Source organism: Aestuariimicrobium ganziense (assembly GCF_015352975.1).
Lineage (GTDB): Bacteria > Actinomycetota > Actinomycetes > Propionibacteriales > Propionibacteriaceae > Aestuariimicrobium > Aestuariimicrobium ganziense.
Genome location: NZ_JACYIZ010000002.1, coordinates 304,046 through 318,407 on the forward strand (window position 1 = coordinate 304,046; position 14,362 = coordinate 318,407).

The following is a 14,362-nucleotide window of genomic DNA, read 5'->3' on the forward strand; positions in this document are numbered from 1 at the left end:
TCCTCACTCTCTCGTGCATGCCCCGACCCGGCAACCGGTTGCCAATCATTGCCCCACTTGGCTCCCCCTGTTTGCCAGCGGCTGTCTGCCGTGGCTCACTGGACTCATGGCATCCGTGGTGGCGACCTCACAGACCCCGATCGGCCCCGTGGACTGCGAACTGATCGGCGGCGCCCACCAGCACGTGGACCAGGCCCAGGTCGAGGAGTTCCTGGGCCGCAAGCTGGCAGCCCTCGACCTCGACGGACGCAATGTGGTGCTGGTCGTCCCCGACGGCACCCGGTCGATGCCACTGCCGATGGTCGCCTCGATCCTGCACCGCCACCTCATCGACCGGGTCGGCTCGCTGACCGCGGTGATCGCGCTGGGCACCCACTCCTACATGGAACCGGACGAGATCGAGCAGATGTTCGGCGTGGGCCCGGGCGAACTCGGGCAGCGCTACCCGGGCATGCGGATCGTGAACCACGAGTGGGCCGAGCCCGACATGCTGGTCAAGGTCGGTGAGATCACCGGCGAGAGGATCGCCGAGTTGTCCCAGGGGCGCCTCGACGTGGGCGCCGACATCGTCCTCAACCGCCATGTGGTCGAGGCAGACGTCAACATCGTGGTCGGCCCGGTCTTTCCCCACGAGGTGGTCGGCATCTCGGGTGGCAACAAGTACTTCATCCCCGGGGTGGCCAGCCAGGAGTTCATCGACATGACCCACTGGGTGGGTGCGCTGATCACCTCAGCAGAGATCATCGGCACCACCGGCATCACCCCGGTGCGGGCGATGATCAACGAGGGTGCCCGGATGCTCACCGGCGCCCGGCTGGCCTGCAAGCTGGTGGTCGAGTCCGGCACCGGTGAGGTCGAGGCGGTCGCGTTCGGCGAGGTCGAGGACGCCTGGGCCGCAGCGGCCGCCATCGCCGCACAGTCCCACGTCACCTACGTCGACGAACCGTTCCAGCGCGTGGTCAGCTGCATGATGCCTCGCTACGAAGACATCTGGACCGCCGCCAAGGGCTTCTACAAGCTCGAGCCGGCCGTGGCCGACGGCGGCGAGGTGATCATCTACGCCCCGCACGTCACCGAGGTGTCCGAGACCCACCACGAGATCCACGAGGTGGGCTACCACTGCCGCGACTACTTCGTGAAGCAGTGGGACCAGTTCTCCCACGTGCACTGGGGGGTGCTGGCTCACTCCACCCACCTGCGCGGTGCCGGCAGCTACGACGCCGAGACCGGTGAGGAGAAGCTGCGGGTCAAGGTCACCCTGGCCACCCAGATCCCCCGTGAGGTGTGCGAGTCGATCAACCTGGGCTACCTCGACCCCGACACGATCGACCTCGAGGCCATGGCCGAAGAGCCGGGCACCGTGGTCATCGAGAACGCCGGAGAGGTGCTCTACCGGTTGCGCGAGGGCTGATCGCGTTCGAGAGGACGAGCCGTCGAGCCCCGCTCGATCAACTGGGTCGGCAGCACCATCGGCGCGGTCGAGAGCTTGTGGTCGTGCTCGATCATCCCGATCAACGAACTGGTCGCAGCCTGCCCGATCCGTCCCAGGGGCGCCGCCACCGTGGTCAGGCCGGGGCTGACCAGGTCTGAGGCGAAGGTGTTGTCGAAGCCGACCACCGACATCTCCTGGGGCACCCTGACCCCGAGTCCAGACAGGGTCCGCATCACACCTATCGCCATCAGGTCGTTGAAGCAGATCGCGGCGGTCACACCCGCTTCCAGGAGCTTCGCGCCCAGAGCCTGGCCGCCTCGCACGGTGGGGGCACCCGGGCCGATCCTCGAGTCGATGAGTTCGAGCTCGTAGCAGCCCTCGCGAAAGGCCCGGTAGCGCACGCCGTTGGCCCAGGAAGCATCCGGCCCAGCCACGTAGGCGATCCGCCGATGACCGAGCTCGGCCACGTGCTCGAGTGCCCGACGGGTGCCGCGAGCGTGGTCGGGCACCACACAGGGCAGCCCGGTCACCACCCGGTTGAGCAGGATGGTGGGCACCTTGCGCGCAGCCGCCCGCAGCGCGGTGTCAGACATCCGCGAACTCGCCACCAGCAACCCATCGACCACCGGAAGAGTGCGCTCGAACAACTGGCGCTCCTTCTCGGGGGATTCCTGGGCATCGGCCACGACCAGCGAGTACCCCCGGTTGCTGCACTCCTCCTCAGCGCCGCGGATGATGCTGAAGAAGAACGGGTTGGTCACGTCACTCAGGGCCAGGGCGATCATGCTGGTGCGCTTGGTGCGCGGCAGACGGAACACGCTCCGGGAGCGGTAACCCAGCTCAGCGGCGACGGCGTGGATGTGGACGGCCGTGCGGTCGCTCACCCGACCCGGACGCGAGAAGGCGCGCGAGACCGTCGACGGGTTGACCCCTGCGGCGGCGGCCACGTCGTAGATCGTGGGCGGCTTGTCACAGGACGCGTCCCGCTCAGGCTGTGGCGTCTCTGTCACAGGCCGAACCTACAACACGCAGGCGCGCACTGACGAGGGGTTCGACGGCCGCCCCGAGATCGGCAAGTTGTGGCAACCTGAGGCAACAGTGGTGGCCATCGGCTTGCATGGACACCACACGCAGACACCTCGACGAAGGACGCACACGATGACTGAAGCCCACGACACGGTCCAGCAGCAGGAGTTGGCCCAGGTCGGTGTGATCGGCATGGCCGTCATGGGATCAAACCTGGCCCGCAACATGGCCCGCAACGGCTACCGCACCGCGGTCTGGAACCGCACCGGGTCGAAGACCGACGCCATGATCGCTGCCCACGGCCACGAGGGCGCCTTTGTCCCCAGCCAGGACCTCGCCGACTTCGTCGCGAGCCTGGAGCGTCCCCGCCGCATCGTGATCATGGTGCAGGCCGGACGAGGTACCGACGCCACCATCGACGCGCTCATCCCGCTACTCGAAGCCGGTGACATCGTCGTCGACGGTGGCAACGCCCACTACGAGGACACCCGTCGTCGCGAGAAGAAGCTGCGTGAGCTCGGCTTCCACTTCGTCGGTGCCGGCATCTCCGGTGGCGAGGTGGGCGCCCTCGAGGGTCCCTCGATCATGCCCGGCGGCTCCCCCGAGTCGTACGCCGCGCTCGGCCCGATCCTCGAGTCGATCTCGGCCAAGGTCGACGGCGAGCCCTGCTGCACCTACATCGGCACCGACGGCGCCGGGCACTTCGTGAAGATGGTGCACAACGGCATCGAGTACGCCGACATGCAGTTCATCGGTGAGGCCTACGAGATGCTCAAGGCGGCCGGGTTCTCCGCGGCCGAGGCCGCGGATGTGTTCGCCACCTGGAACACCGGTGACCTCGACTCCTACCTGATCGAGATCACCTCCGAGGTGCTGCGCCAGGTCGACGCCCGCACCGGCCAGCCGCTGGTCGACGTGGTGGTCGACGCGGCCGGCATGAAGGGCACCGGCACCTGGACTGTCCAGGCTGCACTCAACCTCGGCGTCGGCGTCAACGCCATCGCCGAGGCCGTGTTCGCGCGCGCCACCTCGTCCGACGCCGAACTGCGCAAGGCCGCCCAGGGTGCGCTCAGCGGTCCCGACGGCAAGGTCGCCATCGACGACTCCGACCCGATCAACCGCGAGCACTTCGTCAATGACATCCGCGACGCGCTGTGGTCGGCCAAGGTCGTCGCCTACGCCCAGGGCCTCGACCTGATTCGCTACGCCGCCCAGGAGTACGGCTGGCAGATCGACATCGCCGAGGTCGCCAAGATCTGGCGTGCCGGCTGCATCATCCGGGCCAAGCTGCTCGAGCGCATCCGCAGCGAGTACGCCGCCAACAACCTGGTCACCCTGCTCGAGGCCCCCTCGATCAAGGCCGAGTTGGCCCGCACCCAGGATGCGTGGCGCAGGGTCGTGGCCGGCGCGGTCAGGTCCGGCGTTCCCGTGCCGGGGTTCGCCTCGGCGCTCAGCTACTACGACCAGGCGCGGGCCCCCCGGGTCAATGCCGCCCTCACCCAGGGCCTGCGCGACTACTTCGGCGCCCACACCTACCGTCGCATCGACATGCCGGGCAGCTTCCACACCCTGTGGTCGACCGACCGCACCGAGGTCGAGGACGTCGACAGCCACTGAACAACGTGAACGACCGGGCCCGGGGGTGTGCACCCCCGGGCCCGGTCATGTCATGGGTGTGGTGAGGTCAGTCGGCTCGTCCGCTCGACTCGCCCACCCGGCGGACGAACGCGGTGATCTGCTCGGCCTCGTCGACCCGGCTCGACTCCCCCACGTAGGGCATGTGGCCGGTCTCGAACCAGGCGTGCTCGATCCGGTCCAGCGCCTGCCGGGGCAGGTCGAGGTGGTCGACCATCTCGCGTGCCGCACCGACCGGCGTGGCCAGGTCGTAGTGGCCGTACTCGATGCGCACCTGCAGGTGGGGGTTGGCCCGCATCACGCGCTCGAGCTTGTCGACCACCGAGATCGGACGACCCTCGAACTCCTTGTACGACCAGTGCTCGATGGCGTCGGCGAACACCGCGTAGGGCAGGTCGAGTTCTGATCGCAGTTCGTGGCGCAGGTAGTGGTGCACCGCAGCCGAGTAGGGACCCATCAGGGCATCGATCGACGGATCGGCATCCATCCGCTCGGCGATGCCGGACTGCAGCACGCCGGTGATCCGGCCATCGATGCGTCCGACGGTCTGACCGCGGTCACGCAGCAGCTCGGTGCAGAACCGCCAGTGCTCGGGACGCAGGTTGCAGCCCAGCAGGTAGTCCTTCGACAACCCCGTGATCCGCGACAGGTCGCCGGCCACCTCGTCCCGTTCCTCGTCGGTCAGCCGGTTGCCGCGGGCCAGGGCCCAGCGGTAGCGGTCCTCGACGTAGTTGTTGGCCTCGTCGACGACCTCGTGCAGGGACGATCCCTCGCGCAGCCCGTGGTAGTGGGCGATCGCGGCGTAGGTGGGCAGGTAGCTCAGGCAGGCCTGGTCGTGGCGCAGGTAGCGGAAGTCCTGGCTGGCGAAGTCGAGCACGCTCGAGATCAGCACCAGGCCGTTGAGTTGCATGCCGAAGCGGCTGAACAGGTGCTCGGCCACCGACACCGCGCGCGTGGTGCCGTAGGACTCACCGCACAGGAACTTGGGGCTCATCCAGCGGTCCTCGCGGGTGCACCACAGCCGGATCACCTCACCGACCTGCTCCACGTCGCGCTTCCAGCCGTGGTAGTCCTTGGCCTTGCCGCCCTCGACCGCACGCGACCAGCCGGTCGACATGGGGTCGATGAAGACCAGGTCGGACGCCCGCAGCAGTGTTTCAGGGTTGTCGAGCAGCCGGTAGGGCGGCGGGGTGAGCTCGTTGGGCTCACCGAAGTCGACGATCCTGGGGCCGAGCAGACCCAGGTGCAGCCAGACCGAGCTCGACCCGGGGCCGCCGTTGAAGACGAAGGTGATCGGCCGGGTGGTGACGTCGCCGCCCTCGAGGGTGTAGGCGGTCACTGCGATCTCGCCGCGAGGCTTCCAGCCGTCGAAGACGTCGTCGGTCACCTGTTCCTCGCGCACCACGATCCGGCCGGTCCGGGCGGTGTAGCTCAACGGTCCGTCGGCGGTCTGCAACACGTGCTGGGTCTCGACCAGCAGGTCGGTGGGGTCGGGCTTGTCGGCCGGGGTCGGCTTCTCAGGTGTCGTGGTCACGATCGTGACCCTACTCGGCGGCGCTTCTCAGGCGACGGGCGGGGCGACCAGCCACGCGCCCAGCCGGGCGCGGTGGTCGTCGTCCAACGGCTTGGGACGACCCGAGCCGTCAGCGCAGACCAGCACCGTACGAGCACGGCAGAGCACCGGCAGCGACGCCTGCAGCGGGTCGACCAGTTCGGCGTTGAGGGTGACCGAGCTTCGTCCCAGCGAGACCACCGAGGTGACCAGGTGGTAGGGCTCGAGCCGGTAGCCGACCTGGTCGAGGTAGTCCACGTCCTGGCGGGCCACCAGCCAGGCGGTGTCGGGGTCGGCCATGGCGTGGTCGGCGCCGGTGGTCCCCTGACGCGCCATCGTCGGGTCGGCGGTGGTGGTCATCGCGATCCGGGCTTCCTGCACGTAGTCGAAGATCCGCACGTTGTTGACGTGGTGGAAACGGTCGACGTCCGACCAGCGCGGTCTCACCGGGTGCACGTGGCCTCGTCCGCGCAGGTCGACCTGGGCGAGCGGCGAGAACGCTTCGGCCTCGACCAATTGGGCGTCGAACCACTCCTGCTCGGCGGCGGTCAGGCGTCGGACGCGCTGGTGGGCGAGGTCGAAGGGGCACAGTGTCGTGCGCGCCCTGGCCACCACGACTCCGGCCTGGCTGAGCTGGTAGGCCAGCCGGAACCTGGACGCGCCCCGTTCGACCACCGACAGCTCGGCGACCACCGGGGCGATGCCGAAGGTGATCGGCGCCCGGTACTCGACCTGGTGGCCGACCACGACCACGCCGGTGTCGAGCATGGTCGATCGTCCACCGGCGAGCAGGAACTCGACGCGTGCCTCCTGCAGGTAGTCAGCGACCAGGGCGTTGTTGACGTGGCCCTGGGCGTCGAGGTCACCCCAGCGGACGTCGATCTCGACGACGTGGGGACCGCTCACAGTTCGCCGCCGGCTGGCCACCGGTCACAGTTCAACGGAGTCCTCGTCGTCGTACAGCCCGGCGATGATGTCGGCGTACCGGTCCTGGACGGCCTTGCGGCGAATCTTCATGTTGGGGGTGACGCCGCCTTCGTCCACGCTGAGCTCGTGGTCGAGGATCGCGAACTGCTTGACCGTCTCCCAGCGCTCCAGCTGGTGGTTGGCGCGCTCCATGAATCGAGCAATCGAGGCCTTGATCTCAGGCAGCTGGGTCAGCTCGGCGTAGGACAGGTCGCCACGCCCGCGCCGGTCGGCCCAGGTCTGCAGGTGCACCGGGTCGAGGGTGACCAGCGCCGAGATGTACTTCTTGCCGTCGCCGACGCAGACCGCTTGGCTGACGTAGGGGATGTTGGCGGTGATCGCGCCCTCGACCTTCTGCGGGGCGACGTACTTGCCGCCCGAGGTCTTCATCAGGTCCTTCTTGCGGTCGGTGATCCGCAGGTAGCCCTCGGAGTCGAGCTCGCCGATGTCGCCGGTGTGGAACCAGCCGTCGACGATCGACTCCTCGGTGGCCTCGGGCATGTTGCGGTAGCCGCGCATCACGATCGGACCGCGGAACAACACCTCGCCGTCGTCGGCGATCTTCAGTTCCACACCCGGGGTGGCTGGGCCGACGGTGCCGAAGCGCGGGGTCTGCGGGGCGTTGACGCAGGCGATGGCGGCGGTCTCGGTGAGGCCGTAGCCCTCGACCACGGTGATGCCGGCCGAGTAGAACCAGGCCTGCACCTGCTCGGAGAGCTTGGCCGCGCCGGAGACGAAGAACTGGATGCGCCCACCCATGCGGGCCTTGAGCTTGCTGAACACCAGCTTGTCGGCGACCTTGTACTGCACGGCCAGCGACTTCGGCAGCGGGCGTCCCTCGAGCCGGTAGGTGCGCGACCGGCGGCCGACGTGGAAGGCCCAGCGGGCGATCCGGTCGGCGACGGTGCCCTCACGGCTCTTGGTGAGCACGGCGGCCCGGACCTTCTCGTAGATGCGCGGGGCGCCACACATGAAGTGCGGACGAACCTCGCCCAGGCCCTGGACGATGCGGTCGATGCGACCGTCGACCGCGGTGGTGAACCCGATCCTCACCCCGACCGAGAGCAGGCACTTGCCGAACACGTGCGACAGCGGCAGCCACAGGTAGTGCACCCAGGTGTGGTCGGGGATCAGGTGCAGGCTCTCGATGGCCTCGGCCTCGTAGGTCCAGGTGCGGTGGGTCAGCTCGACGCCCTTGGGCAGGCCGGTGGTGCCTGAGGTGTAGATCAGGGTCGACAAGGCGTCGGGGTCGATGCCGTCGATGGTGCGGTTGACCAGTTCGGGATCGTCGGCGAGCTGCTGGCGTCCGCGCTCGGCGAGTTCGTCCAGGGTGATCACCCGCGAGTCACCCTCGCGGGTGGCGGCGTCGTCCTCGACCAGGACGATGGTGCGCACCACGTCGTCCAGCGCGTCCTGGCCGGCGATCTTGGCGACCTGGTCGGCGTTCTCGGCGATCACGATCGTCGAGTCGGAGTCGGACAGGATGTGCACCACGTCGCCGACCTGGGTGTTGGGGTAGATCGTGGTGGTGGCGCCGCCGGCGCAGGCGATCGCGAGGTCGGCGTAGACCCACTCGATGCGGGTGGTCGAGGCGATGGCGACGCGGCCCTCGGGCTCCAGTCCCAGGCTGAGCAGGCCGGCGGCGTACTCGTGGACGATCTGCTCGGCGCGACGCCAACTGATCTCTGCCCACTCGTTGGGGCCCTCCGGCTTGCGGTCGGGCACCAGGAAGGCTGCGTGCTCGGGGGTGGCCTGTACTCGTTCGCGGAGCAAGGTGCCGATGTTCTTCGAGGCCTTCGCCCTGATCTCTTCGCGTACCGCGAGCTCGTTGCCCTGTGCCACGTTGGTTCCGTCCGTCGTTGGGTGGTTCCGACAGAGTCTAGCGAGCGAGCCCGCGCGAGGGAGCAGACGCAATCACCGGCCTGAATTCATTCCGCTGAGCTCACAAGACTCCCGGACGCCTTGGCAGCACCCCGGGGGTCGGGTGCGCGGACCCCACTCACCTAGGATGAGGGCCATGGTTGCGCCCTCCGGTCAGCGGTCCACGGTGACTGATGCCCCCTCGTTCGCCCCCGACGCCTCGTTGTGGTTGAGCGTCGAGCAGCAGCAGGTCTGGCGTTCCTGGCTGGGTGCGGTCGCCAGGATCAACTCCTACCTGGACGCCCAGTTGCGCGACTGCGGCCTCGACCTGGCCGACTACGAGGTGCTGGTGGGCCTCAGCGAGAGCCCGACGCGTGAGGCGCGGATGTCGGACCTGGCCGACATCGTGCACCAGTCACGCAGCCGGTTGTCCCACACCGTCACGCGCATGGAGAAGGCCGGGTTGGTCACCAGACGGGCCTCCGACACCGACCGCCGTGGCGTGTACGCCCAGTTGACCGACAAGGGCCAGCGACTGCTCGAGCAGGCAGCACCCGGGCACGTCCAGGCTGTGCGCAAGATCCTGGTCGACGCTGCCGACCCGGCGGACTTCACCGCGATGGGACGGGTGATGGCCGCGGTGCTCGCGGTGGAAGACTGAATCGGTGCCCACCGCCACTCTGCCCGAAGCCGCCCTCCCCGAGGCCTTGGCCGGGCATGATTGTGTCGACACCTCGACGCTGGTCAGGGCGCTCTACTCCAGTGACGCCTCGCTCTACCGGGTGCCACCGTTGGGTGTGGCCTTCCCCCGCAGCGTGGACGAACTCGTCGACGTGGCCAGGGCAGCCTTCGCGGCGGGCATCGCCGTCACCACCCGCGGGGCGGGCACCTCGTGTGCCGGCAACGCCGTCGGCCCCGGGCTGGTCATCGACGTGTCACGGCACCTGACCAAGGTGCTCGACATCGACGTCGAGGCGCGCACGGCCACGGTCGAGCCGGGTGTGGTGCAGGCGTCACTACAGCGGGCCACTCGTCCGCACGGTCTGCGCTTCGGGCCCGACCCCTCGACCCACACCCGCTGCACCATCGGCGGGATGATCGGCAACAACGCCTGCGGACCCCGGGCGCTGGGCTACGGCCGAAGCTCCGACAACGTGGTCGAACTCGAGGTGTTGACCGGCACCGGCGAGATCGTCACCGTGCGCAGTGGCGAGCCCTCGTCGTCGAGCAGGGAACGGGGCCCGCTCGGCGGGCTGCACGACCTGGTCAGCGCGAACCTGGGCACCATCCGCACCGAGTTCGGAAGGTTCTCTCGCCAGGTGTCGGGCTATTCGATGGAGCACCTGCTGCCCGAGAAGGGCTTCGACGTGGCCCGCTTCATGGCCGGCACCGAGGGCACGCTGGGGATCATCCTCAAGGCCACGGTGCGGTTGGTGCACGATGCCCCCCACCAGATGATGGTGGCGCTGGGCTACCCGACGATGGCCGATGCCGCTGATGCCATGCCACGCATGCTGCCGCACCGACCGGTGGCCGCCGAGGGTATGGACCGCCGGATCGTCGACGTCGTGCTGCGGCGTCGCGGCCCCGGCTCGGTGCCGCTGCTGCCGGCCGGCGACGGCTGGGTGTTCGTCGAGCTGGTCGGCGACGACCCGGACGAGGTGCGCGTCCGCGCCGAGGCTCTGATCGCCGACGCCGGCGCCCTCGAGGGCTGGGTGGTGGACGACCCGGTGCGGGCGCTGGCGCTGTGGGCGATCCGCGAGGACGGTGCCGGTCTGGCCGGAGTCAGCCTGGACAACCCCGCCCACCCCGGGTGGGAGGACGCAGCCGTACCACCGGCGGCCCTGGGCGACTACCTGCGCGACTTCGACGCGCTGCTGGCCGAGTTCGACCTGCAGGGCCTGCCCTATGGCCACTTCGGTGAGGGCTGCGTGCACGTGCGGATCGACTTCCCACTCGACCGCGAGGGCGGCACCGACCACTACCGGCGCTTCGTCGAACGGGCAGCCAAGTTGGTCGCCTCGTACGGTGGCTCGATGTCGGGCGAGCACGGCGACGGCCGCGCCCGGTCGGCGCTGCTCCCGGCGATGTACTCCGCCGAGGCCCTGGCGCTGTTCGGCCAGATCAAGGGGTTGTTCGACCCGGACAACCTGCTCAACCCGGGTGTGCTGGTCGACCCCCGTCCGGTCGACGCCGACATCCGCGTGGCCGCCACGGTGAATTCGCCGCTTCGCACCAGCGAACCTGAGTTCGTCACCGCGGTGCACCAGTGCACCGGGGTGGGCAAGTGCCTGGCGGGTGGGGTGATTCCGGGAGCAGTGATGTGCCCGAGCTTCACCGCCACCCGCGACGAGAAGGACTCCACCAGAGGGCGCGCTCGTGCCCTGCAGGAGATGGTCAACGGGTCACTGATCACCGAGTCGTGGCGCTCGCCGGAGGTGCACGAGGCGCTCGACCTGTGCCTGTCGTGCAAGGGGTGTCGTCGCGACTGCCCCACCGGCATCGACATGGCCGCCTACAAGGCTCGGGTGCTGCACGAGAGCTACCGGGGACGGCTTCGTCCGCGCAACCACTACGCGCTGGGCCAGCTGCCGCGCTGGACCAGGTTGGTCACCGCGGTGCCCGGACTGGGTGTTGTCGCCAACACCGCGCTGCGGGTGCCGGGGATCTCACATCTGGCCAAGTGGGTGGCCGGGGTCGACCAGCGTCGCCCGTTGCCACGCTTCCGCACCCGGGGACGCGCGGTGCGCAGCCACGCCAAGGTGTCGGTGCCGCAGGCCACCGCAGCGGCAGCCGACTCACCCAAGGTCGTGCTGTGGGTGGACTCGTTCACCGACGGCTTCGAGGGCGGCCAACTCACTGCGTTGGTGGTGCTGCTCGGCCGCCTCGGTGTCGAGGTCGAGGTGCTGCAGGAGTCGGCCTGCTGTGGGCTTACCTGGATCTCGACCGGCCAGCTGGACGGGGCTCGTCGCCAGCTCAGGAACGCCCTCGACGTACTGACCCCGATCGCCGAGAGCGGCGTGCCGATCATCGGCGTGGAGCCCAGTTGCCTGGCGGTGTGGCGTTCCGACGCCGAGGAACTGCTGGCCGACCCCAGGGTGGCAGTGGTGAAGGATGCCGTAGTCACCCTGGCCGAGTACCTGGCCACGCTCGACTGGACTCCCCCGGACCTGACCGGGCACCGGATCATCGCCCAGCCGCACTGTCACCACGCCTCAGTGCTGGGCTGGCGGGCCGATGCCGCGCTGCTCACCGCCACCGGTGCGACGGTGACCACCCTGGGCGGCTGCTGCGGCCTGGCCGGCAACTTCGGCGTCGAGCGGGGTCACCACGACGTGTCGGTGCAGGTGGCCGAGACCGCACTGCTGCCCGAACTGCGCAAGCACCCGGACGCGATCGTGCTGGCCGACGGGTTCTCGTGCCGCAAGCAGGTCTCGGACCTGAGTGAACAGCGGGCGATGACCTTGGCAGAGTTGCTGGTCACCCACCTGTGAGTGGGCGCTTGTCTCGCAGGCGCTGGGGTCAGCCCTCGAGCACCTCTGTGAGCCAGGCCAACGACGTCGTCCGTACCAGTTGTGACCCGGCGTACCCGTTGATCAGGCCGCCGTCGATCATGTGACCGGCGAACGGCACCTCGACCACCGTGATCTGGGCGCCGACCTCGCGGGCCCTGGCCTGCAGCGTGGTCACCCCGTCGGCCGGAGCGAAGGTGTCCTGGTCACCGACGAAGACCAGGGTGGGTGGGGCCTGCGCGTCGACCTGTTCGGCAGGCGACAGGGCCTGGAGTTCCAAGGTGCGCTGGTCGGGGGCACCACCGAGCAACCGCGAGGCGGTAGATCGTCCAGATGTAGGTGTGGAAGCGCACCCCGGCATCGGGCAGGTCGATCACGACCAGATCGACCTCGTGCGCCGCGAGTGCGTCCGCGAGGGCGGCAGGATCGAGCCCGTAGGTGTCGACCATGGGCACCCCAGTACGGGGGTCTCGGCTGTCCGCCTCGGCGAAGCCGGCCTGGGCGCTGCCACGGAAGCCGTGCTCGGGTCCGAGCAGGGCCACCAGGTGCACACCGGCGGCCACCATCGCGTCGACCCCGTGGGTCAGGTCACCCGAGAGCACTCCGCCGGGGTGCGAACACAGCGCAACCCGGGCTCCTCGCAGCAGGCCGAAACCCTCGGCGGCGCAGCGGTCGAGCCCGGTGAGCACGTCAGTCCCGGCGCAGGCGGCGGTGCTTGCTGGCGTGCGGCCGGGCGGCCTCGGCACCCAGGCGCTCGACCTTGTTGGCTTCGTAGTCGGCGAAGTTGCCCTCGAACCAGAACCACTTGGCCTCGGACTCGTCGTCACCCTCCCAGGCCAGGATGTGGGTGGCGACCCGGTCGAGGAACCAGCGGTCGTGAGAGATCACGACGGCGCATCCGGGGAAGTCGAGCAGGGCGTCCTCGAGCGAGCTGAGGGTCTCGACGTCGAGGTCGTTGGTCGGCTCGTCGAGCAGCAGCAGGTTGCCGCCCATCTTCAGGGTCAGGGCCAAGTTCAGCCGGTTGCGCTCACCACCGGAGAGCACCCCGGTGGGCTTCTGCTGGTCGGGGCCCTTGAACCCGAAGCTGGCCACGTAGGCCCGGCTGGCCATCTCGAAGTTGCCGACCTTGATGAAGTCGAGGCCCTCCGAGACCACCTGCCACACGTTCTTGGCCGGGTCCAGACCCGAGCGGCCCTGGTCGACGTAGGAGATCTTGACGGTGCTGCCCACCTTGAGCTCACCCGAGTCGGGCTGCTCCTCGCCGACGATCATCCGGAACAGGGTGGACTTGCCCACGCCGTTGGGGCCGATGACGCCGACGATGCCAGCACGCGGCAGGGTGAAGTCGAGGTCGTCGATCAGCACCCGGTCGCCGAAGCCCTTGGTCAGGTCGATGGCCTTGAGCACGTCGTTGCCCAGACGCGGACCCGAGGGGATGTTGATCTCGGCGGTGTCGATCTTGCGGTTGCGCTCGGCCTCGGCCGCCAGTTCCTCGTAGCGGGCCAGACGGGCCTTGTTCTTGGCCTGGCGGGCCTTGGGGGACGAGCGCACCCACTCGAGCTCACGCTCGAGCACCTTGGCACGCTTGGCGTCCTTCTGGCCCTCGATCTGCAGCCGCTTGCGCTTGGTCTCGAGGTAGGTGGAGTAGTTGCCCTCGTAGGGGTGCAGCCGGCCGCGGTCGACCTCACAGATCCAGCCGGCGACGTTGTCGAGGAAGTAGCGGTCGTGGGTGACGGCCAGGATCGCGCCCGGGTAGCTCTTGAGGTGGCCCTCGAGCCAGTTCACGCTCTCGGCGTCGAGGTGGTTGGTGGGCTCGTCGAGCAGCAGCAGGTCGGGCTGCTGCAGCAGCAGCTTGCACAGGGCGACGCGGCGACGCTCGCCACCGGACAGCACGTCGACGGGCGAGTCGCCGGGCGGGCAGCCCAGCGCCTCCATGGCCTGCTCGAGCTGGGCGTCGATGTCCCAGGCGTTGCGGTGGTCGAGTTCGGTCTGCAGCTCACCCATCTCGGCCATCAGGGCGTCGAAGTCGGCATCGGGGTCGCCGAAGGAGTTGGAGATCTCCTCGAAGCGGGCCAGCATCGTCTTGGTCTCGTGCACGGCCTCCTCGATGTTGCCCCAGACCGTCTTGTCCTCGGTGAGCGGCGGCTCCTGCAGCAGGATGCCGACGGTGGCGCCCTTGGCCAGGTTGGCCTCGCCGTTGTTGGCGGTCTCGAGCCCGGCCATCAACTTGAGCAGGGTCGACTTGCCCGCCCCGTTGGGCCCGACCACACCGATCTTGGCGCCCGGGTAGAACGAGAGCGTGACGTTGTCGAGGATCACCTTGTCACCGACGGCCTTGCGGACGTTGTGCATGGTGTAGATGAATTCGGCCATGGGCAG

At 68.9% G+C, this 14,362-nt stretch carries 11 protein-coding genes; 4 read left to right on the forward strand and 7 right to left on the reverse strand.

From position 1 onward, the window contains the following. The first annotated feature begins 106 nt into the window (after positions 1-106). Complete coding sequence (locus tag IE660_RS05100; protein WP_203567249.1) at positions 107-1,411, forward strand: lactate racemase domain-containing protein; 1,305 nt, start codon at positions 107-109, stop codon at positions 1,409-1,411. On the opposite strand, the gene IE660_RS05105 is transcribed toward IE660_RS05100, so the two are convergent. Then, on the reverse strand, positions 1,390-2,442 hold the full coding sequence (locus IE660_RS05105) for a LacI family DNA-binding transcriptional regulator (protein ID WP_203567250.1): 1,053 nt from the start codon (positions 2,440-2,442) through the stop codon (positions 1,390-1,392). The two genes, IE660_RS05100 and IE660_RS05105, sit on opposite strands and share 22 nt — an antisense overlap. A gap of 148 nt (positions 2,443-2,590) precedes the next feature. On the opposite strand from IE660_RS05105, the gene gndA reads away from it, so the two are divergent. Then, complete coding sequence (gene gndA, locus IE660_RS05110; RefSeq protein ID WP_203567251.1) at positions 2,591-4,075, forward strand: NADP-dependent phosphogluconate dehydrogenase; 1,485 nt, start codon at positions 2,591-2,593, stop codon at positions 4,073-4,075. 67 nt (positions 4,076-4,142) lie between these two features. Here the strand turns inward: gndA and IE660_RS05115 are convergent, their stop codons facing one another. From IE660_RS05115 to IE660_RS05125, 3 genes are read right to left on the reverse strand one after another with little or no spacing between them, the layout of a single operon-like run. Then, a complete protein-coding gene (locus tag IE660_RS05115) occupies positions 4,143-5,627 on the reverse strand; it encodes a S10 family peptidase (protein WP_328701845.1) in 1,485 nt (494 codons plus the stop codon). Between the two features lie 27 nt (positions 5,628-5,654). Beyond that, positions 5,655-6,551, reverse strand: a complete 897-nt coding sequence (locus tag IE660_RS16345; protein WP_203567252.1) for an acyl-CoA thioesterase — start codon at positions 6,549-6,551, stop codon at positions 5,655-5,657. A 24-nt stretch (positions 6,552-6,575) separates the two neighbouring features. Continuing rightward, positions 6,576-8,453 (reverse strand): AMP-dependent synthetase/ligase, encoded by a 1,878-nt coding sequence (locus IE660_RS05125; protein WP_328701846.1) that lies wholly within the window; start codon positions 8,451-8,453, stop codon positions 6,576-6,578. Between the two features lie 175 nt (positions 8,454-8,628). Here IE660_RS05125 and IE660_RS05130 point away from each other — a divergent pair, with 175 nt between their 5' ends. Both IE660_RS05130 and IE660_RS05135 read left to right on the forward strand, forming a co-directional pair. After that, positions 8,629-9,132 carry a MarR family winged helix-turn-helix transcriptional regulator gene (locus IE660_RS05130; RefSeq protein WP_203567253.1) on the forward strand — a complete coding sequence of 168 codons (504 nt, stop codon included), beginning with the start codon at positions 8,629-8,631 and terminating at the stop codon, positions 9,130-9,132. A gap of 4 nt (positions 9,133-9,136) precedes the next feature. After that, positions 9,137-11,965 carry an FAD-binding and (Fe-S)-binding domain-containing protein gene (locus tag IE660_RS05135; RefSeq protein ID WP_203567254.1) on the forward strand — a complete coding sequence of 943 codons (2,829 nt, stop codon included), beginning with the start codon at positions 9,137-9,139 and terminating at the stop codon, positions 11,963-11,965. A 28-nt stretch (positions 11,966-11,993) separates the two neighbouring features. Here the strand turns inward: IE660_RS05135 and IE660_RS05140 are convergent, their stop codons facing one another. The 3 genes from IE660_RS05140 to ettA are packed head-to-tail and all read right to left on the reverse strand — an operon-like array spanning position 11,994 to position 14,356. Further along, complete coding sequence (locus IE660_RS05140; protein ID WP_203567255.1) at positions 11,994-12,263, reverse strand: alpha/beta hydrolase family protein; 270 nt, start codon at positions 12,261-12,263, stop codon at positions 11,994-11,996. Continuing rightward, positions 12,190-12,729, reverse strand: coding sequence for an exo-beta-N-acetylmuramidase NamZ domain-containing protein (locus IE660_RS05145; RefSeq protein WP_328701847.1), 540 nt, complete (start codon positions 12,727-12,729; stop codon positions 12,190-12,192). The genes IE660_RS05140 and IE660_RS05145 overlap by 74 nt, the downstream gene beginning before the upstream one ends. Continuing rightward, on the reverse strand, positions 12,674-14,356 hold the full coding sequence (ettA, locus tag IE660_RS05150) for an energy-dependent translational throttle protein EttA (protein ID WP_203567257.1): 1,683 nt from the start codon (positions 14,354-14,356) through the stop codon (positions 12,674-12,676). Before ettA ends, IE660_RS05145 begins: the two co-directional genes overlap by 56 nt. Positions 14,357-14,362 lie beyond the last annotated feature (6 nt).

Coding starts and splice junctions, on each gene's coding strand:
- IE660_RS05130 (WP_203567253.1), top strand. CDS start 8,629: ATGGTTGCGCCCTCCGGTCAGCGGTCCACGGTGACTGATGCCCCCTCG.
- gndA (WP_203567251.1), top strand. CDS start 2,591: ATGACTGAAGCCCACGACACGGTCCAGCAGCAGGAGTTGGCCCAGGTC.
- IE660_RS05100 (WP_203567249.1), top strand. CDS start 107: ATGGCATCCGTGGTGGCGACCTCACAGACCCCGATCGGCCCCGTGGAC.
- ettA (WP_203567257.1), bottom strand. CDS start 14,356: ATGGCCGAATTCATCTACACCATGCACAACGTCCGCAAGGCCGTCGGT.